Raw genomic sequence first — 25,996 nt, 5'->3', positions numbered from 1 at the left:
GCTTCCGACTGCCCGAATATTTGACCTGTAGTTCAAGAAAGGTATCTCCATGGATCTCGCACTCACCGGCAAGACCGCCGTCGTCACCGGCGCCTCCCGTGGCATCGGCCTCGCCGTCGCCGAAGCCTTCGCCGAGGCCGGCGTCCGGGTCGTCGGCGCGGCCCGCACCATCACCCCGGAACTCGACAAGGTCTCGGCCGCCACCGTTTCCGCCGACCTCAGTACCCGTGACGGCGCGGTCTCGGTCATCGATGCCGCCCTCGAGGCAGTCGGCGGCATCGACATCCTGGTCAACAACGTCGGCGGCGGCGATCCGGAGTGGCTCGACCTCGACGGCTTCCTGCACAGCACCGACGAGCAGTGGCGCCACTATCTCGACCTGAACCTCTTCAGCGCGATCTGGACCACCCGCGCCGCCCTGCCCAGTCTGCTCGAGCGGCGCGGCTCCATCATCAACGTGTCCTCGATCAACGCCCACGTCCCCGGCTCGGGCCCGGTCGGCTACAGCGAGGCCAAGGCGGCCCTGGCGTCGTTCGGCAAGCGCCTCAGCGAAGAGTTCGGCCCCCAGGGCGTGCGAGTCAACACCATCTCCCCCGGCCCCGTCGGCACCCGCATCTGGCGCGACGAACACCGCATCGGCGCCAAACTCGCCTCCGCCCAGGGCATCTCCCAGGAACAGTTCCTCGACGCACTCCCCACCCAGTTCGACATCGCCTCACGCCGCATCACCGAACCCGAGGAAGTAGCCGCCCTGATCGCCTTCGTCGCCTCCGGCAAGGCCACCAACATCGTCGGCGCCGACTTCGTCATCGACGGCGGCATCATCAAGACCACGTAACCGATACCCGGCGGCAGGCCTACGCCCCGGACCTGCCGCCGGACCTCGGCGTCACAGCTCGCGCACCCGAAGCCATTCGCTCGCTATGGCGATGTCAGCGGCGGTGACAGCGTGCCCGACAGGCAGCACATGGTGGGTCACCGGTGCGCCGACGCGGCGCAGCCGTTCCGCCAATCGCCCACCGTCGCCGGCTGATCGGCGATCGTCGTTCGCGCCGTCGAGGATCAGCACCGGAGTGCGATCCGACCGGTAGCGGGCATCGTCGGCGAAGGGCGACAGCGGCCGGAACATGATCGCCCCCGCGAGTAGTCCGGGATGGTCCATCAGCAGCGCCGCGGCCATGATCGCGCCGTTGGAGAACCCCACCGCCACCGGCCGCCGGGTGAGCTCCAGTCGGGCACACGAATCCTCGATGAACTCCGCGAGCACCGGCGTTCGGGCATCCAGATCGGCTTCGTCCACCCGGCGGTCCGGACAGCGGCGGAAGAACGCGTACCCGCCGTCCGTGGCGACCGTGCCCCGGATACACACTGCCGGTGCGCCGGGCGATACCTCCCCGGCCAGCGGCAGCAGATCGGATTCGGTGCCGTCCGAGCCGTGGAGCAGCACCAGAGGCGCACGCGCGGTATCGGTGCCGGGGAGGAAGCCCAGGACATGCGGGAGCCCGCCGGTGGTCACCGCCAGATGATCTTGAGGAGGGCGGGGGTGAGGACCATGCGGATGATCGTCGCGTCGATGACGAGGGCCACGATCATGCCGTAGGCGATGTATTTCATCAGGACCAGGTCGGAGAAGCCGAAGGCGCCGGTGACGACGATGAGGATCGCGGCCGCCGAGGTGATGACGCCACCGGTGTGGGCGACGCCGTAGCGGATGGATTCGGGCGCGTCGGCGCCCGAGGCCCGTTTCTCCGCGATCCGGGACAGCAGGAACACCTCGTAGTCGGTCGACAGGCCGAAGATCACCGTGACGATCAGCGCCACCACCGCGAACATCAGCGGACCGGGGGTGAACTGGAAGGTCCCGGCCCCGTGTCCCTCCACGAAGATCCAGGTCAGCACGCCGAGTGTGGAGACCAGGCTGAGCGCGCTCATCGCGACGGCCTTGACCGCCAGGATCACCGACCGGAATGCGATGATCATCATCGCCAGGGCCGCGGCCATCAGGATCGCCAGCAGCAGCGGTAGTCCGTCGATCAGGCCGTTGATGCTGTCGCGTTCCAGTGCCGGGATGCCGGCGACCATGATCTGCACGCCCGGTGGTTCGGGCAGCGCCCGCAGGGTGTCGATCACCTGGTCGGCGTCGCGTTTGTCGCCCAGGCCGGCCGAGAGCACGTTGACGCCGTCCTTGGTCGGCGCTGCGGGCTCGAACCTGCCGGTCAGCCCGGGGACCTGATTGGCCTCGTACCGGATGTCGCTGAGCTGCTGGGGTGTCGCGTTCACCACGACCAGCTTCAGCGGTTCGGTGCGGAACCCGGGGAACAGGTGGTCGAAGTCCTCCTGCGCGACGCGCGCCGGATTGTCCGCGGCCAGGTACTTCTCGCTGATCCCGCCGAACTCGATGTGCCGCAGCGGAATGCTCAGGGCCAGCAGGCCGAGCACGATCGGGATGACGACCGCCCACGGCCGCCGCATCGCCCACAGGGCCAGCCGGGAGAAGAACCCGGCATCGATCTCGGCCTCGGTCTTGCTGCGGGAGAACCGCTTCCAGCCCAGGAAGTCGATGCGCCTGCCCGCGATGCTCAACGCGGCGGGCAGCGCCGTCACCGACAGCAGCGCGGCCAGCATCACCGCGGAGATACCGCCGTAGGGCACCGATCGCAGGACGCCGTTGGGGAAGATGAACAGCGCGCCGAGACTGATGGCGATGATCGCGGCCGAGAACAGCACGGTGCGGCCCGCGGTCGCGACGGTGCGCGCGGTCGCCTCCTCCACGCTGCGTCCCGCCGCCAGCTCCTCCCGGAACCGGGTGACGGTGAAGAGCCCGTAGTCGATCGCCAGACCGAGGCTGACCAGCGTCATCACCGCGCTGGCGAAGACGTTGACCTCGATATGGGCGGTGAGGAAGCGCAGGATGCCGGAGGTGCCCAGGACGGTGAGCCCGCCGATCATCACCGGCAGCAGGGCCCCGATCACGCCGCCGAACACGAAGTACAGCAGGATCGCCACGATCGGCAGCGCGATGAGCTCCGCGCGCCGGATGTCGTGCTGCATCCCGATATTGATGCCCTCGACCACCGGCTGCAGCCCGGCCAGCTGCACGGTCGTCCCGCCCGGTCCCGCCCCTGGAACATCGGCGTTCAAATGGGGTTTCAGGGCCAGGTAGTTCTCGACCGTCGCCGTGCCGCCGCCACCGGCCAGGCCGATGCTGGCGAACGCGTGCTGCTTGGTGGGATCGGAGGCGTTCGCCGAGAACGGTGAGTCCCAGTAGCTGTCGATCTTGTGGATGCGTTCGCCGTAGCGTTCGCGCAGGTCGGCCAGCGCGGCGACGACGGGGCCGCGCACCTGCGGATCGTCGACGGTGGTGCCCGGCGGCGCGGTGTAGATGACGATCAGGTCGCCGTCGGTGTCACGGCCGAAGATGTCGTCGGCGAGCTTCGAGGCCGCCACCGACTCGCTGGACTCGTCGAACCAGCCCTCCTGGGTGTAGCGACCGGCCATATCGCGGCCGTACCAGCCCGAGATCAGCACCGTCAGGACGAACAGTCCGAGCACCAGGTAGCGGTGGCGGTGGACGAACCGGCCCCACCGCATCGAACGCGATTCCCGCATCGTCAGCCGCAGGCGGCGGTGCGGTAGTCGGCCGAGCGCAGGATGCCGCACAGGTCGGTGCGCGAGATCTTCCACTTCCCGTCGAGCAGCACGAAATGCACGATGGTGGTGCGGATATTGGTGCCCGAACCGTCCTTGTCCAGGCGCATGGTGGCGGTCAGGGTGCCGTCACGATTGTCGAAGACCGGGTCGACCACGCCGTACACCGCGTGCGGGTTGTCCCGCAGCGCCTTGTACATGTCGGGGATCGCGTCCTTGAACGCGGCGCCGTCCTCGATCAGGTCGGTGCGTTCGACATCGGGCAGGTTCGGATCGAGCGCGCGCTTGATCTGCGCGTCGAGTTCCGCGGCGGTCGGCAGCGGCACGTTGGCCTTGCTCGACGACACCGAGATGGAGGAGGACAGGGAGGCGTTGGCCGAGGACCGTGCGGCGTCGACCGAGGCCTCGTCGGTGCCGCCACCGCAGGCGGTGAGGGCGACGAGGGCCGTGAGGCAGGCGGTGGCCGCAGCGGCCCTGGCGAAAAGTGTGGAAGACATCACCATCTACATACCATCAATGACCGCGCTGATCCGGCCCAGGATGCTCCGCACGGTCGTGGCGTCCCGCGGTACGGCGGTCGGGACCGGGACGGCGTCGTGGATCAGGTCGCGCACGAACGCGGTCACGCTGCGCTCGTCGCCGAGGTCGATATCGGTGACCTGAGCCTGCGCGGTGGCGACCACATCGTCGGCGCCCGGCACGGCTTCGCCCAGGTCGGGACGGTAGATCTGCACCGTGAGGGTGGCGCGGCGGGTGCGGAAGGTGAAGGGGCGGCCGTCGTCGGTGGTGCCGAAACCGTGGGCGAAGGGGCCGACGGAGATGTCATCGATGCCGAAACCCGCGGTTGTCCGGTCGGTCATCGCGCTGATCTCCTGCCGTTCGCCGGTAACGGATTGTCGACACGTCAACAGTAGCCCCCGCCACCGACAGGCCCGACGCGCGCCACCCGGTCGGAGCTACCGGTGAGTCATCATGGTCAGATGGTGATCAGCGGTCACCTCGTGAGATTAGGAGTTCGGTGCATGCGCCCTCGCGGCTCGGTCGCCTCAGCGCTGGTCGGCGCGGCGGCACTGGTATTGCTGACCGGTTGCGCCGGTGAGGACGGCGCCCCGGACGTGCCGACCAGGGAACCCGCCACCGCGGCCGTCTCCCCCGCCACGGCTACCACCCCGGCGGGGCGGGTCGTCCCCGCCGCCGCGACGAAAGCCCTGCTGGCCGAACGCGAGACCGGACGCCTCGCGGCGCTCGACACCGCGGGCACCACACTGTCGCTGATCGACCCCGCCGCGCCCGCCACCGCGCGCACCGTCGCCCTGCCCGCCGCGGGTGCCGCGCTCGCCCAGGGCAAGCCGGGGGAAGTGCTCGTCGCCGCGCAGGGCCGGGTGCTGCGGGTGGAGGTGGCCGCAGGCACCGTCACCGAGGTGCCCGTCGACGGTGACCTGCACAGCGTGCAAATGCGCACCGACGGCAACCTGGTGGTCGGCACCGCCGGCGGCAAGATCGTCGAACTGCGGCCCGACGGCAGCGTCGCGCGCACCGTCACCGGCCTGGTCTCGGCCGACGCGATCGCCCTGACCGGCGAGAACATCACCGTCCTCGACCGCAAGCAGACCGCCGTCGTCAGCGTGCGCGACGACGCGCTCGGGCTGATGCTGCGGGCAGGCGACGGCGCGGCCAACGCGATCGCCGACCCGGAGGGACGGATCATCGTCACCGACACCGCGGGCGGCGAACTGCTGGTCTACTCGGCCGGTCCGCTCGTGCTGCGTCAGCGTTTCCCGGTAGCATCATCGCCTTACGCGCTCGCCTACGATCCGCGGTCCAGCACGGTGTGGGTGACCTGCACGCAGAGCAACGAGGTCGTCGGTTACGACCTGTCGACCGGGATCGGTGTCGAGGTGGGGCGGTTCCCGACCCTGCGCCAGCCCGACGCGGTGACCGTCGACCCCCGCACCGGCGACCTGTTCGTGGCCTCGGCCGCGGGCGACGGTCTGCAGCGGATCGGCGCGGACGAGCGGAAGAGAGGGCAGTGATGGCGGCCATATCTCGCGGTGGACGCTCGGCGATCCCGCCGAGCTGGGAAACCAGCAACGACGACTACGAATACGTGCCCCTGCGTCTGCCACCGGAGGTCACCCGGGTCACCGCCTCGATGCGGCTGGCCATCCAGGCCGAATTCGGTGGCTGGGAGTTGTCGCGCGTGCGCGCCTACACCGACGGCAGCCGCCGGGTGTTGTTGCGCCGCCGCAAGAATGCCGTCCTGCCTGTGCCCGAGCCCGGAATGTGAGCCGACCCATGTACGCCCTGCTACTACGCCTGATGTTCCTGATCCCGCCGGAGCGGGTGCACCACCTGGTGTTCTCCGCGCTGCGGTTCGCCACCTGGTTCCCGCCGACCCGCTGGCTCGCGCGCAGGCTGACCGTCGTCGAGGACCCGATCCTGGCGACGACCGCCTTCGGTGTCGACTTCGCCGCGCCGCTCGGGCTGGCCGCCGGCTTCGACAAGAACGCCGACGGCGCGAACACCTGGGGTTCGCTCGGCTTCGGGTTCGCCGAGATCGGCACCGTCACCGCGCACGCGCAGCCGGGTAACCCGGCGCCGCGACTGTTCCGGCTGCCCGCCGACCACGGCCTGATCAACCGGATGGGTTTCAACAACCACGGTGCCGCCGCGGCCGCCGCCCGCCTGCACGACGCGCGCCCCACGGTCCCGATCGGCGCGAACATCGGCAAGACGAAGGTCACCGAACCCGAGGCCGCCGCGGGCGATTACGCCACCAGTGCCCGGTTGCTCGGCCCGCTGGCCGATTTCGTGGTCGTCAACGTGTCCTCCCCCAACACTCCGGGTCTGCGTGACCTGCAGGCGGTCGAGTCGCTGCGCCCGATCCTGCAGGCCGTGCTGGACAGCGTCAGCGTCCCGGTACTGGTGAAGATCGCCCCCGACCTGTCCGACGACGACATCGACGCCGTCGCCGACCTCGCCGTCGAGCTGGGCCTGGCCGGCATCGTCGCCACCAACACCACCATCCGCCGCGACGGCCTGGCCACCCCCGCCGCCGAGGTCGAGGCGATGGGCGCGGGCGGGCTGTCCGGTGCCCCGGTCGCCGAGCGGTCCCTGGACGTCCTGCGCCGCCTCTACGCGCGCGTCGGCGACCAGCTGGTCCTGATCTCGGTCGGCGGCATCGAAACCCCCGAGCAGGCCTGGGCCCGCATCCTCGCCGGCGCCACCCTGCTGCAGGGCTACACCGGCTTCATCTACGGCGGCCCGTTCTGGACCACCCGGATCCACCGCGGCATCGCCGCCAACCTGCGCGCCGGTGGTTTCCGCTCCCTGGCCGACGCGGTCGGCGCCGAGCACCGCACGCCTTCGGCCTGAGGGTCTATCCGTAGTTGACCTGCCGCGTACCGCCGTGCCCGAACAGGTGCGTCGCGGTGCGCGGCCTGGTCAGCGGCGGGCGCGGTGCTGCTTCGTCGGGATCGTCGAAGCGAGCCAGCATCCGCTTGTAGAGCCGGATGATCGCCTGCTCCCACACGATGCCCACGGTGTCGGCCAGCGCGTTGATCTGCGCGTGCGCGAGCCGGTCGTGCGCGGCGGTGAGGTCGCTGATCAGTTCGTCGAGTTCCATGCCCGCGTAGGCCTGGTCGCGGCTGAGCCGGCGTTCCGGCAGCCAGGTCAACCGCCAGACCTCGGGGTCCGTTCCCACCCGCTCGGCATATTCGGGGCTGCGGGTGCTGCGCATGTCGTCCGGTGTGATGTGAATGGTCATCGGATACTCCGATTCCACGAGGGGAGCCGTGCGAGCTCCCGGTTCCTGGGATGCGGAACGCGTACGTGGCGCGTTCGGCGAGTGCGTCGGCGGTGCCGACCACACCTGAGTTCGCCGGTGGATCCGTGAACTCGTCGCGCGGATATTCAGACGACCGTCCGGTATCGGTTCGGGGTGGATGTCGTCTGCACCAGACCTCCCGGGTTGTCCGGTGGGCGAAGGATCGCCAATTCCAGTGTGGCATTTGCCCTTCTATGCGGTCAATTGCCGTTGTAGATTGGTAATTGCCCGACAAGATGTTGTTCAAACACCGCCGTCACGACCATGGAGGGCAGAACGCGTGCCGATGCTCCCGCACGACGCACGAACAGACCTGGTCCGCGGCATCCTCGCGCGGCTCGGCAAGTTCTCCGGTCTCAGCGCAGAACGTTTGCGGCACACCGAGATCGGTGCAGCGCCGATTCTCGAACTACCGGTGGTGACCGGTTACGCGCAGCGCGAAGGCGTCTCCCGCGAGGAGGCGGTGCTCCCGGTGCTCCGTGAGACGACCCGGCAATTGCCCCCTGCCGACCGGCTGATCGCCGATGCCACGCTGGCTCTGGGCCTGCTCCGCGAACCGCCGAACGGCGACATCGACCCCGACCTGCTCTACGCCGCCAATCTCGGCGCCCGTCGCGAGTACCTGGCGCAGCAGTGGATTCCCCTGCACACCGCGCTGGGCGTCTCCGACACCCCGGCGGCACCCACGGTGAAACGCTTGCGCACCACCGCCGAGCGGGCCGCGCTCACCGCACTCGCCGGCCTGCTCACGGCCGGTCCGGTGACCGCCGCCGGTCCCCCGCCCGGCACGACCTCGACGTCGTTGCCCACGGGTCGTTCGGTCACCGTGATCGGGGACGCGGTGATCGACCATCTCTACCGGGTGGATACCTTCCCGGCCAAGCAGTCCCCCGTCGACGGCACCTTCGCCGGTCTGCCGGGCGGCAAGGGACTCAACCGCGCCGTCGCCGCCGCCTTGCTCGGGCTCGACGTGCGGCTGGTCGCCGCCGTCGGCGACGACGCCAACGGCAGACGCATCCTCGACCTGCTCGCCGACTACGAGGTGAACCGGGACCTGGTGAAGGTGGTGCCCGCGGCCTCGACCCTGGTGACCGCGGTGGTCATGAACCACAGCGGTGAGGTGCGGCTGATCGCCTGCCGCGACGCCCGCGTGCAACTGCTCGACGACGACATCAACCGGCCGGAAGTCCGGGCAGCGCTGGCCGGATCGGCGGTGGTCGTGCTGACCTTCGAGCAACCGGCGCCGATCATCGAGCAGGTGCTCGCCCACATCCGTGAGCTGCCCGAACGCCCGCAGGTCATCGTCTGTGCCGCACCGAGTATCGCGGTGCCGCAGGGGCTGTACATGTATCTCGACGTCGTCGACTATCTCGTCGGCAGCACCGTCGAACTCGACGCGCTGCTGCCCGAGGTCGACACCGACTCGGCCGCGGACACCGCGCGTCGCCTGCGCGGCCTCGGGGTATCGGCCGTGTGCGCGGTGGACGGCTTCGGCTGCACCGTGTATTCCGACGACGACGATATCGTCGTCGACCACTTCCCCCAGGTCCTCAAGGCGGCGGTCGGCGCCGCGGCGGCGTTCGCGGCGGCCCTGGCCTACCGGGTGGTGCAGTCCGAAGACGCGCTCACCGCAGCCGATTTCGTGTGGGCGACGGCGGCGATGATCCCCACCCAGAAGCTGGGCGCGGTGTCGGCGGTGTTCCCCGACGTCACCGAGGTCGACCGGATCATGCACCTGTACGCGCGCGGCGGTGCGACCACCCGTAACACCGGCGTGACCCCCGGTTGATGTGCCTGGCATCACAGCCGGAGTAGAGTCGCGCCGTTGCCTTGCCCACACACCGTCCACGCAGCGGGTTTTCCGGTGCCGACACCGTCTCGGAGGAGCGCTTGACGATCATCGAGCCCGTCCAGTTCCCGCCGGGTGAGGCGACCGGACGAGACGTTGACGATCCGCGACCGGAGCACCAGTTCAGCCGCAACGGCGCCCAGCTGCGCGTGCAGGTGCACACCATCGACGACCCCACCGACGGTGGCTATGTGCTGGTCTTCGGCGACCCCGGCGAACAGCCACTGGTCCGGGTGCATTCACGCTGCCTCTACGGTGACGCGCTCGGCTCCGACGACTGCGATTGCGGACCCGAGCTGGCCCTGTCGATGGACCTGATCCAAGCCGAGGGCGCCGGCGTCCTGGTCTATCTCGAGCAGGAAGGCCGCGGGGCCGGGCTGATCTGGAAGGCGATCGGCTACGGCACCAGCGAGCGCTACGACATCGACACCTTCGAGAGCTACGCCCGCCTCGGCCTCGAACCCGACACCCGGCGCTACGAACTCGTCGCCAAGGCGCTGTTCGGGCTCGGCTTCCATCGGGTGCGCCTGCTGACGAACAATCCCGACAAGCTGCGCGCGCTCGCCGACGCGGGCATCGCGGTCGAGGTGATCCCGCTGGCCGTGCGCATGGCAACCGATCGCGGCCGACGCTATCTCGATGCGAAAGTGCGGTGGCGCAAGCACATGATTCCGCGTGATTTCGCCCCGTGGGCCCCGCAGACAACCCCTTTTCCCGCGCCGGAACGGTCCGTGGACGACGATCGGCGTGCGAGGCGCCGCTGGCAACGGCTCTTCGGTCGGCGGTAACCGACGCCACAATCCCGTATGTCCGGTTACGATGAGTGAGCTGTGCCACTGTGACGCCCATCGCTCGAGACGATGAGAAGGATTCACTCGCATTGGCTCGGCATCCGGAACGGCCTATTCGGGAACAGGGATATGACAGACATCGGTTTCGCGCACGCCTCGGGCGTCACGGTGCACACCGTGCCCGCCGCCTTCCAGCAGACCGCCGCGTTGCGGCCCGACCAGATCGCCTTGCGGACGGTCGGCGGCACCCAGCAGATCACCTGGGCGGAGTATGCGACGCGGGTGCGGGCGCTGGCCGCCGGCCTGGCGAAACTCGGTGTGCGCCACGGTGACGCGGTCGGCATCATGCTCACCAACCGCCCCGAGTTCAACCTGATCGACACCGCGGCCCTGCACCTGGGCGCGACCCCGTTCTCGGTGTACAACACCAGCTCCCCCGAGCAGATCGCGCACGTGTTCGCCAACGCGGGCAACAAGGTCGTGATCACCGAGCAGGCGTTCCTCGACGTCATCCGGGAGGCGGGCGCCGACGTCGAGCACACCGTCCTGGTCGACGGCACCGCCGAGGGCACCCTCGGCCTGGCCCAGCTGGAATCGGATCCGGAGCCCGACTTCGACTTCGACGCCGCGTGGCAGGCCGTGCAGCCGGGCGATCTGGCCACCCTGATCTACACCTCCGGCACCACCGGCCCGTCCAAGGGCGTCGAACTCACCCAGGGCAATGTGATCGCCCAGGTCGTCGGCCTGGTCTCCGGTCCGCTGCCGGTCGGCTTCGATGACCGCGCCGTGTCGTACCTGCCCGCCGCGCACGTCGCCGATCGCATCTCCGCGCACGCGATGAGCCTGCTCACCGGCATCCAGATCACCACCGTGCCCGACCCGCGCGAGATCGCCGCCGCCCTGCCCGACGCGCGTCCCACCGTGTTCTTCGGTGTGCCCCGGGTGTGGCAGAAGATCAAGGCCGGCATCGAGAACAAGCTCGCGGTCGAGCCGAGCCCGGTGAAGAAGGCGCTGGCCAACTGGGCGATCGGCGTCGGTGTCGCGCAGGCCAAGGCGAAGCTGTCCGGTGAGGGCGGCTCGCTGCTGCTCGGCGTGCAGCACAAGGCCGCCGACGCGCTGGTGCTGTCGAAGCTGCGCGAGGCGCTCGGTTTCGGTGAGCTGAAGGTCGCCGCGTCCGGCGCCGCCCCGGTGCCCGCCGAAACCCTGGAGTACTTCCTGGGTCTCGGCTTCGCGGTCAGCGAGGTGTGGGGCATGTCCGAGACCACCGGTGTCGGCACCTTCACCGATCTGGACAAGCCGCGCCCCGGCTCGGTCGGTCGCGTCATGGACGGTGTCGAACTGCGGCTCGACGCCGACGGCGAGGTGCTCATCCGCGGCCCGATCGTCACCCCCGGCTACCGCAACATGCCCGACAAGACCGCCGAGGCGATCGACGACGCGGGCTGGCTGCACACCGGTGACATCGGCACCCTCGACGCCGACGGCTACCTGCGCATCGTCGACCGCAAGAAGGAACTGATCATCAGCGAGGCGGGCAAGAACATCGCCCCCTCCAACATCGAGAACGCGATGAAGGCGGCGTCGTCGATGATCGGTCAGGCCGTCGCGATCGGCGAGGCCCGCCCGTACATCACCGCGCTGATCATGCTCGACCCCGATGTCGCGGCGTTGCGCGCCAAGGAATTCGGCGCCACCGACGCGACCCACGCCGAGCTCGCCCGCCGCAGCGAGATCGTCGAGGAGGTCAAGGCCGCGGTGTCGGCGGGCAACCGCAAACTCTCGCGGGTGGAGCAGATCAAGCGCTTCGTCATCGTGGAGACCCTGTGGGAGCCGGGCGGTGACGAGCTGACCCCGAAGATGTCGCTCAAGCGCACCCCGATCGCGGCCAAGTACGCCGGGGACATCGAGCAGCTCTACGCCGCGACCCCGGCCGATCACGTCGTCAACGTGAAGTAGCTACGACAACGGCGGTGGGGGCGGGGGGGGGGGCCCCCCCCGGGCCCCCCCCCCCGCCCCCCCCGCGGGGGGGGGGCGCGGGGCCCCCCCCCCCCCCCCCCCCCACCGCCGTTCCACGCTCAGTTCTGCTCGTAGGTGCCGATCAGGGTGGCACGGCCGAGCGTGTGGAAGAACAGGTTGAAGCCGAGGTAGGCGGGCGCCGCGTCCGGTCCGACTTCGAGTTCGGGCACGTCGACGGCGTGCACGACGACGAAGTACCGGTGCGGGCCGTGGCCCTGCGGCGGGGCGGCGCCGACGAAGCCGGGGAAGCCGCCGTCGTTGCGCAGGGTGACCGCGCCGGCGGGCAGGGTGCCGCCTTCGCTGCCCGCGCCCGCGTCGAGCTCGGTGACCGAGGCGGGGATGTTGGCGACGGCCCAGTGCCAGAAGCCCGAGGCGGTCGGCGCGTCCGGGTCGTAGACGGTGACCGCGAAGCTCTGGGTGCCCTCGGGGAACCCGGACCAGCTGAGCTGGGGCGAGATGTCCTTGCCGCCCGCACCGAACACACCGGAGACCTGGTCGTTGGCCAGCGGCTGGCCCTCGGTGATGTCGGCGGAGGTGACGGTGAACGACGGAACCTGCGGCAGTGCGTCGTACGGGTTGTAGCTCATGGAGTCTCCGATTCGTGGCGTCGTGCTCAGCTGTGCAGGAGGAAGTGTTCCAGTACCCGGGTGCCGAATTCCAGTGACCGCACCGGCACCCGCTCGTCCACCCCGTGGAACAGGGCGGTGAAGTCCAGTTCCGGCGGCAGCTGCAGCGGCGCGAAGCCGAAGCAGCGAATACCCAACCGCGCGAACGCTTTCGCGTCGGTGCCGCCGGAGAGCATGTAGGGCACGGTGCGCCCGTTCGCGTAGTGGGCGAGCACCGCGTCGTTCATGGCGTCGACGAGATGGCCGTCGAAGGTGGTCTCGTAGGAGTCGAGCTTGGTGATCCATTCGCGCTCGACGTCCGGGCCGATCAGCTCGTCGACCTCGCGTTCGAACGCGGCTTGGCGCCCCGGCACCACGCGGCAGTCCACCACGGCCTCCGCGGTCTGCGGGATGACATTGGCCTTGTAGCCGGCCTGCAGCATCGTCGGATTGGCGGTGTCGCGCAGGGTGGCGCCGATGATGCGGGAAATGGTGCCGAGCTTGGCGAGCTGCCCCTCGATATCGGGGCCCTCCGGGTCGAACTGCAGCCCGCTCTCCTCGCTGACCGCGGCGAGGAATTCGGCCACCGAGTCCGACAGCACCACCGGGAAGGTGTGCCTGCCCAGCCGGGCGACGGCCTCGGCGAGGATGGTGACGGCGTTGTCGTCGTGCAGGAACGAGCCGTGCCCGGCGCGGGCCTTGGCCCGCAACCGCATCCAGCCCAGGCCCTTCTCGGCGGTCTCCACCAGGTAGAGCCTGCGTTCGGTGCCGTCGGGGCGCGGCACGGTGAGCGAGAATCCGCCGACCTCGCCGACCGCCTCGGTGACGCCGTCGAACAGGTCGGGCCGGTTGTCCACCAGCCACTGCGAGCCCCACTTGCCGCCGTTCTCCTCGTCGGCGAGGAAGGCGAACACCAGATCGCGCGGCGGGACGGTGCCCTCGGCCTTGAACTGGCGAGCCAGGGCCAGCGTCATGCCGACCATGTCCTTCATGTCGATCGCGCCGCGACCCCACACGTAGCCGTCGCGGACCGCGCCGGAGAACGGGTGCACGCTCCAGTCGGCAGCCTCGGCGGGCACGACGTCGAGATGGCCGTGGATCATCAGCGCGCCACGGCCGGAGTCGGCGCCCTTCAGCCGCGCGAAGACGTTGCCGCGGCCGGGCGCGCCCGATTCGACGTACTCGGTCTCGTACCCGACCTCCTGGAGCTGCTCGGCCACCCATTCGGCGCACTCGCGTTCGCCTTTGGTGGTCGCCAGCTCACCGGTGTTGGAGGTGTCGAACCGGATCAGCGCACTGACCAGCTCCACCACCTCGTCCACCGCGCGGGACCGTTCGCTCGAACCAGAACTCTCGCCAGATGCCGACACGTCCCCTTTCCTACCACCCCGGCGGTGTCCCCCGCGCCATCTCCCCTGGCTCACCCGATTCCGCCGCTGCTGGCGACTACTGCTCGGGCTGAGCCGAATTCCGCCGGATTCGCGCGTCCGTCGCCCGGCGTGTTTGGCTGTGGCGATGAGATCGCGGGTCGTTCGGGTCGGGACGCTGCTGGTGGCGGGCGCGGCGACGGCGGCAGGCGCGCTGGGTGTGGCCCTGCACGTCGTCGGCTGGTCGGCCGAGCCGCTGGTGCTCGCCGCCTCGGGCGCGCCCTACCTGATGGGCGGGGCGATCCTGGGCGCGATGGGGTTCGCGGCGACCCGGCAGTGGGTGGCGACCGGTGCGGCGGTGGTCGTCGCCGGTCTCGGCATCGCGACGCAGGCGCCGCTGTATGTCGCCGACAGCGGGGGCGACGGGCCCGCGATCACGGTGATGCAGGCGAATCTGCTCTTCGACGGCGCCGACCCGGCCGTGCTGGTGGCGCAGGTGCGGGCCAGGGATGTCGCGGTGCTCACGGTCAACGAGCTCACCCGGGCTGCCGTCACCGAGCTCGGGCGCGCCGGCTTGGACGACGCGCTGCCCTACCGCTATCTCGCGCCCGGCCAGACCGCCAGCGGCACCGGGATCTGGAGTCGTTTCCCCCTGTCGGACACCGTCGAATACGACGGCTACGTCCTCAATCAGATCTCGGCGACCGCCGCCGTTCCCGAGGTCGGGCCGGTCTCGGTCTACGCGGTCCACCCGGTCCCGCCGGTCTACGACGCCGGGGTGTGGGCCGACGAACTGTCCCGGCTCGGCGACGTCCTGCGCCGGGCCCCCGCCGATCGCCCGGTGATCGTCGGCGGCGACTTCAACGCCACCTACGATCACGCGCGGTTCCGGGCGCTGGCGTCGGGCCGGTTCGCCGATGCCGCCGCGCAGGCCGGTGCCGGGCATCTGGTCACCTATCCGACGGACAAGCGGCTGCCGCCACTGGTCGGTATCGACCATTTTCTGCTCGCCGGAGCACACGCCACCGCGGTGGCGACCGTCGCGCTGCCCGGTGCCGATCACCGGGCACTGGTGGCCCGCGTGGTCCTCGACCGCCGGTAGACGTTCAGCGGGCGGCGAGGAGTGCGTCGATCCGCGCTCCGACCGCGCGCCCGGCCGCGTGCAGTGGTTCGGCCGAGCGCAACGTTCTGGCCAGCACGAACGCGCCCTCCAACGCGCTGAGCAGGCCGAGGACGAGATCGCGTGCCTCGCCCGCGGCCAGCCCGCGCCGCGTGAAATAGGCGGTGCCCTGGTCGATCCAGTCCGCGACGACCTCCGCGGCGACGGCCCGCAACTCCGGTTCGCTGTCGGCGATCTCCCCGGCGACGGTGCCGACCGGGCACATGTTGATCCACCCCGACTCGGCCATCGTGCGCGCGGCGTCGTCGAACGCGGCAGGCACCGCCACCCGCAGATCGGGGTGCGGGTCCATCAGCAGCGGCAGCAGCTGGATGTAGGCGGCGCCGGAGGTCCGGAGCGCCTCGGCCGCGATCTGCACCTTGCCGTGCGGGAAGTGGTGGTAGAGCGACCCCATCGGGGCCTGCGCGGCCGCGGTGATCTGTTTGACGGTGATCGCGCTGTACCCGTGCGTGCGCATCAGCTCGGCCACCGCGACGACCAGCCGATCCCGGGTGGCCGTTGACATCTTCTCGCTCACCGTTCCAGACTAGAGCAAACGCACTAGAGCGGATACTCTAACGCTGGAGGTTCTCATGCCGACCGTCGATCTGCCCGCGGGCCGCGTCCACTACCACGAACGCGGCGACGGCCCACCGGTCGTGCTGCTGCACGGCCTGCTGATGAACCACACGGTCTGGGATTCCGTCCTCGACCTGCTCCCGGCCGGCTTCCGCTACGTGCTGCCCGACCTGCCGCTGGGCGCGCACCCCGAACCGCTGCTCCCCGGCACCGACCTGAGCCTGCGCGGCCTCAATCAAGTCGTCGCCGACTTCCTCTCGGCCCTCGACCTGCGTGATGTCACCCTCGTGCACTCCGACTGGGGCGGTGCCCTGTTCCTCACCGCCTACGGTCTCGACGAGCGTGTCGGCAGGCTGATCGTCTTCCCGAGCGAGGCGTTCGACAACTTCCCGCCCGGGCTGCCCGGCAAGACCGCGACACTGGCCGCCTATCTGCCCGGCGGCGTCACCCTCGCGCTGCGTCAGCTCCGCATCCGGTGGTTGCGGGAGAGCCCGCTGATGTTCGGCTGGATGGCGAAGTTCCCGATCCCGCAGGACCTCGTCCACGGCTGGACCGCACCGGGGTTGCGCGACCGTGGCATCCGCCACGACGTGCTCGCCTACATGCGCTCGGATCTCCGCGGGTCCGACCTCGTCGCGAATACCGAAGCGCTGCGGCACTTCCGGGGCGAGGCCCTGATCCTGTGGTCGTCGGCGGGCAAGGTCATGCCGCGCGAGCACGGGCGCCGCCTGGCCGAGCTGATCCCCCGCGCCCGGCTGGTCGAGATCGACGACGCCTACGTCCTGTCGATGCTCGACCAGCCCGTCGCGGTCGCGGCCGCCGTCACGGACTTCCTCGCCACCACCTCGGCGCAGCCGACCGAGCGCTGACGTCAGGTCTGCCGCAGCGGTTCGTAGGCGTCGGCCCCGAGGCCGAAGGTCCAGGCGACGCCTTCGCGCGCGGTGCGGGTGGTCGGCGGTACCCGCAGCCAGTACACGCGATGCGTGCCGTCGGGTTCGGGTGTCGAGTTGACGACCTCGACCATGGCCACGTCCTCGTCGCCGACGAGCTCGATCCGCCACAGGATCCCGGTCTCGTCGCGATGGACGGGGCGGGCGTCGGATTCGGTCAGGTAGCGGTCGTAGCCGTAGTGCTCGAGCATGACCCGGCGCAGTTCGGCGTTCTCCTCGTCGCGGATGCGCTGCGGTGTCAGCGAGGCCAGGCTGTCGAGGAATTCGGCCGGTACCGGCATCCCGCGCCACGCGTGCAGGGCGAAGCCGTCGGCGTAGGCCAGGGCGGGTCCGTCGGCGCGGTCGAGCCGGCCCGCTTCGTCGCGGTGCAGGGCGAGTGGGCGTTCGGAGATCATCGCGATCTTCTCGTAGGGCCACCACCAGCCCGCGTGCCGCGCTACGGCCGCGACCCCGCCGAGCGGCCCACCTGGTGCGGTGTCGTAGGCGCTGAGCCAGGCCGCCTCGTGCTGGCCGAGCACGGCATCGAGCAGCAGTACCCGGATCCGCCGTTCCTGCTTACGGTCACCGGCCACCGCCTCGACGACGCCGGACCGGATCCGGTCGATCACCATGCCGGTGACCTCCCACAGATCGGCGCCGGTGGCCCGCCAGTGCGCGCTGTAGCCGGGCGCGCCGAGTTCGGCGTGCAGGCGGGCACGTTCGGCCGCCCACGGCGCGCTGCGCACCGCCTCCCGCACCGGTGCGCCCGCCTCGATTCCCGAGGTCAGGATCCGGACGGCAGCCAGCGGTGAAGGCGCCCAGCGGATCTGTTCGGGTTCGGGCAGTCCGGCGCGGGAATAGGCAAGGCGCACACCCGCTTCGGCGGCGGCCCGGTCGCCCGGTCCGGTGGCGGCGGCGATCGCCCGCCAGTCACTGTCGGTCATCGTCGTCTCCCCGGTCATCAGTCCGCCACCACCCGAACGGATCCCGGGATGTACTCGCGCTGGCGCACCACCCGGTACCACCCCTTCGGCAGGCCGATCGCCGCGTGCTCCTCGTGGACCACCCGTCCGCCTTCGGGCAAGTGCAGCAGCATCGGCCCGAACGCGCCCGCCTCCCTGATCAATCGGCCGGGCGCGGCGATGGCATGCGCGTGCCCGGTCACCTCCCCGAGGGCCAGCACGAGCCTGCCCCGCCCGTCGCGGTGCTCACCCCGCGCGGCCAGCGCGCTGCCGGGAACGGCCGTCTCGGCCACCGGCACGATCAGCACATCGCCTTGTCGATACATGAATTTCCTCCCGTCACGGCCCGCGACCGCTGCCGTGGCGAGGACGGTAGCGGCAGGGGCCGACAACTCGGGTCGCCGCGCGGATTGTCGGTGCCGCTTGGTAGAAACGCAGCTGTCACCACGGGGTCACTACGCCAGAAGGGGCGGGAACAGCTATGTCCATCGGAGAACATCTGCGCGGGTGGGGCGGTCTGCCCACCTATCCGTTCCCGGACCCGGAGAAGGACGCCGAAGCGCAGGAGACGGCCGTGCGGCTGCTGCCCGCCGCCGACGGTGTGGCATGGCGCATCGGTGTCGACTCCTACGACGCCGCCGAGACCTGGCCGGAGGCGTTCGCCCGGTTCCTCGACACCGTCGACGCGGCTCGGGTGCGGTCGATCGTGGTCGGTTCGTGGGCCGACGCCTACGACAACCGGCCCGACGATGTCATCGACGCCATCATCGCCGCCCGCGCGCAGCTGCCCGCGCTGCGGGCGCTGTTCGTCGGCGACATCGTCGGCGAGGAGTGCGAGATCTCCTGGATCAACCAGGGCGAGGTCACCCGGCTGCTCGACGCGTTCCCGCTGCTCGAGGAGTTCGGCGCGCGCGGTGGCGAACAGCTCGAGTTCCCGGCGGTCCGCCACGCGCACCTGCGCAAGCTGAAGGTGCAGGCCGGCGGCCTGCCGGTGGCGGTGGTGCGCGGTATCGCCGCCAGCGACCTGCCCGCGCTGCACGATCTGGAACTGTGGCTGGGCACCTCCGAATACGGCGGCGACGCCGATGTCGACGATCTCGCGCCGATCCTGTCCGGTGATCAGCTGCCCAGTCTCAAGCGCCTGGCGCTGCGCAACAGCGAGATCCAGGACGCGGTGTGTGCCGCGATCGCCTCGGCTCCGGTGGTCGCCCGCCTCGAAGTGCTCGACCTGTCGATGGGTGTTCTCACCGACGACGGTGCCGCCGCGCTGCTCGGCGGCCAGCCGCTGACCCATCTGAAATCGCTGGACCTGCACTACAACTACGTGAGCAAGGAGATCGGCGCCCGCCTCGCCGACACACTCACCGCGGCGGGCGTGGAACTGAACCTCGACACCGACGACGCCGAGTCCGACGAGGACGACGACGGTTCGGTGTGGCGGTTCGTCGCGGTCGGCGAGTGATCTGAGGTGCGCTGGGTGGTGGTCGGCAACGCCGAGAACCGGCGGGTCCGGCTGCTCACCGAGGCGGCCCGCGCCGCCGGGTTCCCGGCGCCGCGAGTGGTGGAATGGCTGTCGGTCCTGACCGAGGGCGGTCACGAGTTCGCCGACGACGAGATCGTGCGGCTGGATTCGCCGGGCGAGAACATGGCAGTCGATGCACTGTTGCGCGGGGTGAATGATCCGACCCGGGTGGAGGGTTCGGCCCGCTGGTACACCCGGTTCCTCGCGGCGGTGGACTCCCTGCGCGGCGGGCACCGGCTCGACGATCCGGCCGAACTCGCGGTGCTGTTCGACAAGCGGCGCTGCCATGCCCGCCTCGGCGCGGCCGGTGTGCCGGTCCCGCCGTCGCCGGTCACCGGTCCGTTACCCGGCTGGGCCGAGGTCAAAGCACAGATGCGGGCGGCCGGGATGGCCAGGGTGTTCGTGAAACTCGCGCACGGTTCGTCGGCGTCGGGGGTGCTGGCAATCGAGTCCACCGCGTCGGGCCGCTGGCAGGCGACCACCTCGGTCGAGGTGAGCACCGGGGGCGCCCTGCACAATTCGCTGCGGGTGCGCCGGTATCGCGACGAACGCGCGATCGGCGCCATCGTCGACCGGCTCGCGCCCGACGGGCTGCACGTCGAACGCTGGATCCCCAAGGCCACCACCGGCGGCCGCTCGGCGGATCTACGGGTGGTGGTGATCGCGGGCCGAGCCACCCATGCCGTTGTCCGCACCAGCCGTGGCCCGCTGACCAACCTGCACCTCGGCGGTGCCCGCGGTGACCTCGACCAGGTCCGGGCCACGATGGGTGACCGATGGGCCGAGGCGAGGGAGATCTGTGAACGCGCCGCCGCGTGCTTCCCCGGAACCCTGTGTGTCGGGGTAGATCTCCTGCCCGGTGCGCAGTGGCGGCGATTCACCGTCGGGGAGGTCAACGCGTTCGGTGACCTGCTGCCGGGCCTGACCGGACTACCCGGCACCCCGGCCGAGGGACTCGACACCTACACCGCGCAGCTCATCGCGGCGGCCCCGATCGGAGCGTCACGATGACCGTCCCGACCCCGTCGCGCCCCGACATGACCGAGGTCGTCGGCCGCGACGACCTGTTGCTGCTGACCCTCGACACCCTGCGCTACGACGTCGCCACCGAACTCGCGGCCGCGGGCAGACTCCCCACCCTGGCCGCCCATCTGCCGCAGGGCCGCTGGGAGAAGCGCCACGCGCCGGGCAGTTTCACCTACGCCTCGCACCACGCGATGTTCGCCGGGTTCCTGCCGACCCCGGCCGCGCCCGGCCCGCATCCGCGCCTGTTCGCGGCCCGCTTCGCCGGCAGCGAGACCACCGCCGACGGCACCTTCGTCTTCGAGGAACCCGATCTGGTGACGGCGCTGGCGGCCCGCGGGTATCACACCGTGTGTATCGGCGGTGTCGGCTTCTTCAACAAGCAGGGCGCGCTGGGCAGCGTGCTACCCGGCCTGTTCACCGAAAGTCATTGGGCGCCGGAGTTCTCCGTGGCCGCACCGACCTCGTTCGAGGCGCAGGTGGCCTGCGCCGAACGCGCGGTCGCCGCCGTGCCCGCCGATCAGCGGCTGTTCCTGTTCCTCAACGCCTCGGCACTGCATCAGCCGAACTGGTTCCACCTGCCTGGCGCGACCCGCGACGCGGGCGACAGCCGCGACACCCACGCGGCGGCGCTGGAGTACATCGACGCCCACGTCGGCAGGCTGTTCGACGCGATGCGCTCGCGCCGCCGGTGTTTCGCGATCGTGTGTTCCGATCACGGCACCGCCTACGGCGACGACGGGTACACCGGTCACCGGCTCGGCCACGAGTCGGTGTGGACGGTCCCCTACAGCCACTTCTTCCTGGAGCCCGACGCATGATCGACACCGCGCTACCGCGCCCGTACCAGAACTACGTCTACGCCTATCCGCACAAGACGGCCTATCGCCCGCTGCCGGATCGACCGCCGCTGTCGCGGGTGTGGGCGGGCGAATCCCGGTCGGCGCTCTCGCTGTATCTGCACATCCCGTTCTGTGAGGTGCGCTGCGGCTTCTGCAATCTGTTCACCCGGGTCGGCGCCCCGGACGGTCTCACCGGCCGCTATCTCGACGCGCTCGCCCGCCAGGCCACCGCCGTACGCGACGGTCTCGGCGACGCCGAACCCCTTCGTTTCGCCAACGCGGCGTTCGGCGGCGGCACCCCGACCTTCCTCACGGCCGACGAGCTGAGCAGGATGTGCGATATCGCCGAGCGGATCATGGGCGCCGACCTGCGCGCGATCCCGCTGTCGGTGGAGGCGTCACCGTCCACGGCCACCGCCGACCGGCTGACGGTGCTGGCCGAGCGCGGGGCGACCCGGCTGAGCCTGGGCGTGCAGAGTTTCATCGACGCCGAGGCCAGGGCGGCGGTGCGGCCGCAACGGCGGGCCGAGGTCGAGGCGGCGCTGGGCCGGGTCCGCGACGCGGGCATCCCCGTCCTCAATATCGACCTGATCTACGGCATCGACGGTCAGACCGCCGCGAGCTGGCGGGTCTCGCTGGACGCGGCCCTGGCCTGGCGGCCGGAGGAGATCTACCTCTACCCGCTCTACGTGCGCCCGCTGACCGGCTTGGCCCGGCACGCCGATCCCGCTGTCGCCGACCGGGATTGGGACCGCGACCGGCTCGCGCTGTACGCGCGGGGCCGCGATCACCTGCTGGCCGCCGGCTACGAGCAGGTGTCCATGCGGATGTTCCGCCGCACCAACGCACCGCCGCAGGGCCCCGACGACTACGCGTGCCAGACCGACGGCATGATCGGGCTCGGCTGCGGCGCCCGCTCCTACACGAGCACGCTGCACTATTCCTTCGACTACGCCGTCGACCTGCGCGAGGTGCGCGGCATCATCGACACCTACGTCGCGACGACGGATTTCGGTTCGGCCCTGCACGGCCGGGTGGTCGACGGCGACGAAGCCGCCCGCAGGCACCTGCTGCAATCCCTGCTGCAAGCCGACGGGCTCCGCGTCGCCGACTACCGTGCCCGCTTCGGCACCGATCCCCGGGACGACTTCGCCGACGAGCTGCGCACCGTGGCCGAGCGTGGCTGGCTGGCCGACACCGGCACCGACCTGCTGCGCCTGTCACCGGAGGGCCTGGCCTACTCCGATGCGATCGGCCCCGGTTTCTTCTCCCCCGCGGTACGCGCCGCGATGGCCGCCTACGAGCTGCGCTGACCGTGGACCTGACCCTGCTGTATCGCGGCCCGCTCGCCTCCTGCGATTACGACTGCCCGTACTGCCCGTTCGCCAAGCGCCGCGACTCCACCGATCAGCTGCGCGCCGACCGGGCCGCGCTGCGCCGCTTCACCGAGTGGGCGCACGCGCAGACCGGGGACCGGCTGTCGGTGCTGTTCACGCCGTGGGGTGAGGGCCTGGTGCGGTCGTGGTACCGGACGGCACTGATCGAGCTGTCCCATCGCCCGCACGTCGATCGGGTCGCCATCCAGACCAACCTGAGCGGCCGGATCGACTGGACCGCCGACGCCGACCCCGACACCCTCGCCCTCTGGTGCACCTACCATCCCGGCCAGACGCCCTATCGGCGCTTCCTCGACAAGGCCGAACAGCTGGCCGAGGCCGGAATCCGGTTCAGCGTCGGCGTCGTCGGGCTGCCCGAGCACCTCGCGCACGCCCGCCGCCTGCGCGCCGATCTGCCCGAGCACGTGTACCTGTGGGTCAATGCCGCCGAGGGGCACACCTACACCGACGACGAGGCCGCGCGTTGGACCGCGATCGACACACTGTTCCCGTTCAGCAGGCACCCACACCGCTCGGCCGGATCACCCTGCCGCACCGGGTCGTCGGTGATCTCGGTCGACGGTGACGGCGAGGTCCGCCGCTGCCACTTCGTGCGCACCCCGCTCGGCAACCTCTACGACGGCTCCTACCGCGCCGCGCTGACCCCGCGCCCGTGCCCACTGTCGGTGTGCGACTGCCACATCGGCTACGTCCATCTGGAGACGCTGCCGCTCTACGACGTGTTCGCCGGTGGCGTGCTGGAACGGATTCCCGCTCAGCCGACGTCGAGGGTGGTGCTCACCGGCGTGACACCGGTCGACAGGTCCAGCACCGGGCAGTGCGCGTCGACCGCCTGCTGCAGTTCGGCGTAGCGCTGTGCGGTCTCGGGGCCGGTGATCCGCACGTGCACCCGCACCGCCTGGAATCCGGGCCGCACCGTGTCGTCGATGCCGAAGAAACCGCGCACGTCCAGGTCGCCCTCGGCGGTGATCGCGAGGTCGTCGACGGTGATGCCGAGGCGTTGCGCCCAGAAGCGGTAGGTGACCACCTGGCAGGAGATCAGCGCGGCCAGATACACCTCCACCGGGTTGGCGGCGGTGTCGGCGCCGCCGAGTGCGGCCGGTTCGTCGACGACGACCCGGTGCGTGCGTGCGGTGACGACGCTGCCGACCGTGCCCTCAGGGGTGCCCGCGGCCCGGAAGACGAAGTGCGCGTTGGCCGGATCGGTCGCCACCGCCTGCGCGGTCGCGTCGGAGATGTCGTTGAGCGTGGTGAGCTGACTGGTCATGGCCGGACGCTATCGCCGGGACGGCGACCCGCCCACCCATGTGTTCGCGCTGATTCCAACCGGTGTCAGCGCTCGCCCGACAGCTGGCGGGCGATCAGCTGGTTCACGGCCTCGGGGGTGAGTGGTTCGCTGCCCGGAGGGTGGATCGGTTCCGGGCGATCGCCGAACAGGTAGTCGCGGAAGGCCCGCAGGTAGTCGTCGAGGTCGCGTTGCTCGGCGAATTCGGTTCCGGTCGGATCGAACCAGTCGTCCGGTGTCGGGCGCCACGCGATCATGAAGTCGAGGGCTTCGCGCAGCATTTTCCCGGTGGTGGGATCGCTGAGGCAGGCCGCGCGCAGTGCCGCCGCTCGTTCGCGTATTCCGCGGCTGTACTCGCGACTGTGCATGTCGACCAACGGCCATCGCAGGCTTTCGATATGCGGGATTTCGTCCCACCAGGTGGGTGCGGTGGCCCGGGTGGCTCGTCCTGACCCCGTGACCGGCACCGGGTAGTCGGCGGGTGCGTTCCTGCGGTCGATCGCGCGGGTCGGCCCGATTCCGAGGTTCACGGGCGGGTACCACACGCCACGCCACACCGGGACCCCGAGAGAGCGGTTCACCGGCGGCCGCTCGGCCAGGGAGATGTCGACCGTGATGCGCCGCACCGGTGGCAACGGTCCGTCGCCGACCAGGTCCGCCAGCATCGACAAGCAGTCCGGGACGTCGAAGCCGGTCACGCCGACGCCCTCCCAGAGCCGCGCGTCGGTGCCGTCTTCTCGGTCGAATTCGATCCAGTACCGTCGCGGCTCGGTCACCCGAGATGTCCTTCCCTCGCCGTAGCGTCCAGCGCTGATCCTGTCAGCGCGCGACGCCCAAGGACAAGGCGGCGAACGCTTTCGGTGCGCCCGGATGGTAGAAGCGGTCGAGTTCGGCGGTCTCGAAGCCCGCCTCGGTGAGCAGGCCGGGTATGTCGCGGACGAGGTGGCAGCCGCCGGCGATCCGCTGCTGGATCGGGTCGAGCCGGTACTGCCAGGTCCGCACGGACGCGTCGGGGGCGAGCCCGTGTTCGACGAAATGCAGTGTGCCGCCGGGTTTCAGTACCCGGCGGATCTCGGCCAGGGCGGCACCGACATCGGGAATCGTGCACAGCGTGAAGGTCGAGAGCGCGGTGTCGAAGGTCGCGTCCGGGAACGGCAGCGACTGCCCGTCCAGCCCGGCCCGTTCGATCGGCACCCGGCTCTCTGCCACCCGCTTCGCCGCAATCTTCCAGGCGACATCGGCCGGTTCCACGCCGCTGACCCGCTCCACCGCGTCCGGATAGAACCCCACATTGGTGCCCGACCCGAACCCGACTTCGACCACGGCCCCGTGCAGACCGGCGCAGGCGCGCCTGCGCAGGGTGTCGTTGGTGGCCACCCCGCACACCGTGTCGACGATGTGCGGCAGGATCCGCTCGCTGTAGAAGCCCATCCCCCGATCATCCCCCTCGCGCGCGCCGAGCGCCGCCGAACGCACGGTCGCCCTGCCCGGCGACCGCGCGGCTCGCGTCTACTTCGCGGGGAACGGCGCGGTGATCGTGGAGACGTATTGGATCACGGCCCCGATCGCCACGGGCGCGGTCACCAGCAGCTGACCCGCCACCGTGCCGAGCGCACCGACCGCGAGGACACCCCCGAGGCAGCCGACCGCGGCCGCGGGCAGGAACGGACCGAACAGGCCGATGATGGTCGCCGCGGCGACGGTCGCGCCGACGACACCGCCGAGGACGCACCCGACGGCAGCGCCGCCGAGCCCGCCGATCAGGGTGCCGACGGCGGCGCCGGTGGAGATGGTGGTGGTCAGGCGCGCCCACGCCGCCTGCTCCCGGTCGTATTCCGTCTTCCACGGCGCCTTGTCCTCGAACGGCAGCGCGACCGGCCGGTAGACCGCGCTGTCCAGGGACAGGTCGGGTGTCAGGGTCGCGGTGCGGCCGTCGATATGGGCGGCGATCGGGAAGACGAAGTCGTCGACGGCGAAACGCAGCGGTGTCGCGGCGACGACGGTGCCGTCGTCGGTTTTCACAGTCAGCGCGCCGTTCTCGATCGTGAGGGTGCCGGCGTCGATCGCGATGATCGAGGCCGACTCTGTGGCGTGCGCGGTGAATCCGACCGGTGCCGGACCGGTGGGTTCGGCCTGCGCGGTGCCCGCCGCGGCGACCACCGTGAGTGCGGCGGCGGCCAGGGACTTCATCAGCAT

Annotated in this window: 28 protein-coding genes; 14 read left to right on the top strand and 14 right to left on the bottom strand. The window is 70.5% G+C overall.

The annotated features are described in order from the left end of the window. The first annotated feature begins 49 nt into the window (after positions 1 to 49). Positions 50 to 838 carry an SDR family oxidoreductase gene (locus tag ACFYWJ_RS22125; RefSeq protein WP_355272161.1) on the top strand — a complete coding sequence of 263 codons (789 nt, stop codon included), beginning with the start codon at positions 50 to 52 and terminating at the stop codon, positions 836 to 838. Between the two features lie 51 nt (positions 839 to 889). Here ACFYWJ_RS22125 and ACFYWJ_RS22120 read toward each other — a convergent pair whose 3' ends face one another. The 4 genes from ACFYWJ_RS22120 to ACFYWJ_RS22105 are packed head-to-tail and all read right to left on the bottom strand — an operon-like array spanning position 890 to position 4,508. Further along, positions 890 to 1,516, bottom strand: coding sequence for a hypothetical protein (locus tag ACFYWJ_RS22120; protein WP_355272163.1), 627 nt, complete (start codon positions 1,514 to 1,516; stop codon positions 890 to 892). Further along, a complete protein-coding gene (locus ACFYWJ_RS22115; protein ID WP_355272165.1) occupies positions 1,513 to 3,609 on the bottom strand; it encodes an MMPL family transporter in 2,097 nt (698 codons plus the stop codon). The genes ACFYWJ_RS22120 and ACFYWJ_RS22115 overlap by 4 nt, the downstream gene beginning before the upstream one ends. Before the next feature lie 2 nt (positions 3,610 to 3,611). Continuing rightward, positions 3,612 to 4,145, bottom strand: coding sequence for a hypothetical protein (locus tag ACFYWJ_RS22110; RefSeq protein ID WP_355272166.1), 534 nt, complete (start codon positions 4,143 to 4,145; stop codon positions 3,612 to 3,614). A 6-nt stretch (positions 4,146 to 4,151) separates the two neighbouring features. Next, complete coding sequence (locus ACFYWJ_RS22105; RefSeq protein ID WP_355272167.1) at positions 4,152 to 4,508, bottom strand: hypothetical protein; 357 nt, start codon at positions 4,506 to 4,508, stop codon at positions 4,152 to 4,154. Between the two features lie 162 nt (positions 4,509 to 4,670). On the opposite strand from ACFYWJ_RS22105, the gene ACFYWJ_RS22100 reads away from it, so the two are divergent. The 3 genes from ACFYWJ_RS22100 to ACFYWJ_RS22090 are packed head-to-tail and all read left to right on the top strand — an operon-like array spanning position 4,671 to position 7,023. Then, a complete protein-coding gene (locus ACFYWJ_RS22100; RefSeq protein ID WP_355272169.1) occupies positions 4,671 to 5,681 on the top strand; it encodes a hypothetical protein in 1,011 nt (336 codons plus the stop codon). 8 nt (positions 5,682 to 5,689) lie between these two features. After that, positions 5,690 to 5,935 (top strand): DUF5703 family protein, encoded by a 246-nt coding sequence (locus ACFYWJ_RS22095; RefSeq protein WP_355273027.1) that lies wholly within the window; start codon positions 5,690 to 5,692, stop codon positions 5,933 to 5,935. Positions 5,936 to 5,943: 8 nt separating this feature from the next. Beyond that, entirely contained in the window at positions 5,944 to 7,023 is a 1,080-nt protein-coding gene (locus ACFYWJ_RS22090; RefSeq protein WP_355273029.1) for a quinone-dependent dihydroorotate dehydrogenase, read from the top strand. 4 nt (positions 7,024 to 7,027) lie between these two features. Here the strand turns inward: ACFYWJ_RS22090 and ACFYWJ_RS22085 are convergent, their stop codons facing one another. Beyond that, positions 7,028 to 7,414, bottom strand: coding sequence for a hypothetical protein (locus ACFYWJ_RS22085; protein WP_355272171.1), 387 nt, complete (start codon positions 7,412 to 7,414; stop codon positions 7,028 to 7,030). 346 nt (positions 7,415 to 7,760) lie between these two features. On the opposite strand from ACFYWJ_RS22085, the gene ACFYWJ_RS22080 reads away from it, so the two are divergent. From ACFYWJ_RS22080 to ACFYWJ_RS22070, 3 genes are all read left to right on the top strand, one after another. Next, entirely contained in the window at positions 7,761 to 9,263 is a 1,503-nt protein-coding gene (locus ACFYWJ_RS22080; RefSeq protein ID WP_355273032.1) for a PfkB family carbohydrate kinase, read from the top strand. A 101-nt stretch (positions 9,264 to 9,364) separates the two neighbouring features. After that, positions 9,365 to 10,111 (top strand): GTP cyclohydrolase II, encoded by a 747-nt coding sequence (locus ACFYWJ_RS22075; protein ID WP_355272173.1) that lies wholly within the window; start codon positions 9,365 to 9,367, stop codon positions 10,109 to 10,111. 132 nt (positions 10,112 to 10,243) lie between these two features. Beyond that, a complete protein-coding gene (locus ACFYWJ_RS22070; protein ID WP_355272174.1) occupies positions 10,244 to 12,070 on the top strand; it encodes a long-chain fatty acid--CoA ligase in 1,827 nt (608 codons plus the stop codon). Between the two features lie 119 nt (positions 12,071 to 12,189). On the opposite strand, the gene ACFYWJ_RS22065 is transcribed toward ACFYWJ_RS22070, so the two are convergent. Together ACFYWJ_RS22065 and ACFYWJ_RS22060 are read right to left on the bottom strand one after the other, a co-directional pair. Further along, positions 12,190 to 12,717 (bottom strand): YbhB/YbcL family Raf kinase inhibitor-like protein, encoded by a 528-nt coding sequence (locus ACFYWJ_RS22065; protein ID WP_355272176.1) that lies wholly within the window; start codon positions 12,715 to 12,717, stop codon positions 12,190 to 12,192. Between the two features lie 26 nt (positions 12,718 to 12,743). Beyond that, positions 12,744 to 14,105: a M20/M25/M40 family metallo-hydrolase gene (locus ACFYWJ_RS22060; protein ID WP_355272178.1), complete on the bottom strand. Its 1,362-nt coding sequence runs from the start codon at positions 14,103 to 14,105 to the stop codon at positions 12,744 to 12,746. A gap of 145 nt (positions 14,106 to 14,250) precedes the next feature. Between ACFYWJ_RS22060 and ACFYWJ_RS22055 the strand changes: the two genes are divergently transcribed. Continuing rightward, positions 14,251 to 15,204 (top strand): endonuclease/exonuclease/phosphatase family protein, encoded by a 954-nt coding sequence (locus ACFYWJ_RS22055; RefSeq protein WP_355272180.1) that lies wholly within the window; start codon positions 14,251 to 14,253, stop codon positions 15,202 to 15,204. Positions 15,205 to 15,208: 4 nt separating this feature from the next. On the opposite strand, the gene ACFYWJ_RS22050 is transcribed toward ACFYWJ_RS22055, so the two are convergent. Continuing rightward, positions 15,209 to 15,799 carry a TetR/AcrR family transcriptional regulator gene (locus tag ACFYWJ_RS22050; protein WP_355272182.1) on the bottom strand — a complete coding sequence of 197 codons (591 nt, stop codon included), beginning with the start codon at positions 15,797 to 15,799 and terminating at the stop codon, positions 15,209 to 15,211. Between the two features lie 55 nt (positions 15,800 to 15,854). On the opposite strand from ACFYWJ_RS22050, the gene ACFYWJ_RS22045 reads away from it, so the two are divergent. Next, positions 15,855 to 16,709 (top strand): alpha/beta hydrolase, encoded by an 855-nt coding sequence (locus tag ACFYWJ_RS22045; protein ID WP_355272184.1) that lies wholly within the window; start codon positions 15,855 to 15,857, stop codon positions 16,707 to 16,709. A gap of 2 nt (positions 16,710 to 16,711) precedes the next feature. On the opposite strand, the gene ACFYWJ_RS22040 is transcribed toward ACFYWJ_RS22045, so the two are convergent. Together ACFYWJ_RS22040 and ACFYWJ_RS22035 are read right to left on the bottom strand one after the other, a co-directional pair. After that, positions 16,712 to 17,713 (bottom strand): DUF6745 domain-containing protein, encoded by a 1,002-nt coding sequence (locus tag ACFYWJ_RS22040; protein WP_355272186.1) that lies wholly within the window; start codon positions 17,711 to 17,713, stop codon positions 16,712 to 16,714. 17 nt (positions 17,714 to 17,730) lie between these two features. After that, positions 17,731 to 18,057 carry a hypothetical protein gene (locus tag ACFYWJ_RS22035; protein WP_355272188.1) on the bottom strand — a complete coding sequence of 109 codons (327 nt, stop codon included), beginning with the start codon at positions 18,055 to 18,057 and terminating at the stop codon, positions 17,731 to 17,733. Positions 18,058 to 18,212: 155 nt separating this feature from the next. On the opposite strand from ACFYWJ_RS22035, the gene ACFYWJ_RS22030 reads away from it, so the two are divergent. From ACFYWJ_RS22030 to ACFYWJ_RS22010, 5 genes are read left to right on the top strand one after another with little or no spacing between them, the layout of a single operon-like run. After that, positions 18,213 to 19,193 carry an STM4015 family protein gene (locus ACFYWJ_RS22030; protein WP_355272189.1) on the top strand — a complete coding sequence of 327 codons (981 nt, stop codon included), beginning with the start codon at positions 18,213 to 18,215 and terminating at the stop codon, positions 19,191 to 19,193. Positions 19,194 to 19,208: 15 nt separating this feature from the next. Further along, positions 19,209 to 20,264: an STM4014 family protein gene (locus ACFYWJ_RS22025; RefSeq protein WP_355272190.1), complete on the top strand. Its 1,056-nt coding sequence runs from the start codon at positions 19,209 to 19,211 to the stop codon at positions 20,262 to 20,264. Further along, a complete protein-coding gene (locus tag ACFYWJ_RS22020; RefSeq protein WP_355272192.1) occupies positions 20,261 to 21,097 on the top strand; it encodes an STM4013/SEN3800 family hydrolase in 837 nt (278 codons plus the stop codon). The genes ACFYWJ_RS22025 and ACFYWJ_RS22020 overlap by 4 nt, the downstream gene beginning before the upstream one ends. Next, on the top strand, positions 21,094 to 22,431 hold the full coding sequence (locus ACFYWJ_RS22015; protein WP_355272194.1) for an STM4012 family radical SAM protein: 1,338 nt from the start codon (positions 21,094 to 21,096) through the stop codon (positions 22,429 to 22,431). Before ACFYWJ_RS22020 ends, ACFYWJ_RS22015 begins: the two co-directional genes overlap by 4 nt. A 2-nt stretch (positions 22,432 to 22,433) precedes the next feature. Then, complete coding sequence (locus tag ACFYWJ_RS22010) at positions 22,434 to 23,366, top strand: STM4011 family radical SAM protein (RefSeq protein ID WP_355272196.1); 933 nt, start codon at positions 22,434 to 22,436, stop codon at positions 23,364 to 23,366. On the opposite strand, the gene ACFYWJ_RS22005 is transcribed toward ACFYWJ_RS22010, so the two are convergent. The 4 genes from ACFYWJ_RS22005 to ACFYWJ_RS21990 form a co-directional block, all read right to left on the bottom strand. After that, complete coding sequence (locus ACFYWJ_RS22005; protein ID WP_355272198.1) at positions 23,270 to 23,782, bottom strand: OsmC family protein; 513 nt, start codon at positions 23,780 to 23,782, stop codon at positions 23,270 to 23,272. The genes ACFYWJ_RS22010 and ACFYWJ_RS22005 overlap by 97 nt on opposite strands. Positions 23,783 to 23,847: 65 nt before the next feature. Continuing rightward, positions 23,848 to 24,576: a hypothetical protein gene (locus ACFYWJ_RS22000; RefSeq protein ID WP_355272200.1), complete on the bottom strand. Its 729-nt coding sequence runs from the start codon at positions 24,574 to 24,576 to the stop codon at positions 23,848 to 23,850. A 43-nt stretch (positions 24,577 to 24,619) separates the two neighbouring features. After that, the gene (locus tag ACFYWJ_RS21995) at positions 24,620 to 25,231 is read right to left on the bottom strand and encodes a methyltransferase domain-containing protein (protein ID WP_355272201.1); all 612 of its coding nucleotides are present in this window, start codon (positions 25,229 to 25,231) and stop codon (positions 24,620 to 24,622) included. Between the two features lie 78 nt (positions 25,232 to 25,309). Beyond that, positions 25,310 to 25,996, bottom strand: coding sequence for a hypothetical protein (locus tag ACFYWJ_RS21990; protein WP_355272202.1), 687 nt, complete (start codon positions 25,994 to 25,996; stop codon positions 25,310 to 25,312).

Source organism: Nocardia sp. NPDC003269, from assembly GCF_042888005.1.
Taxonomy (GTDB): Bacteria; Actinomycetota; Actinomycetes; order Mycobacteriales; family Mycobacteriaceae; genus Nocardia.
This window is presented reverse-complemented; position numbering and strand designations above follow the sequence as displayed.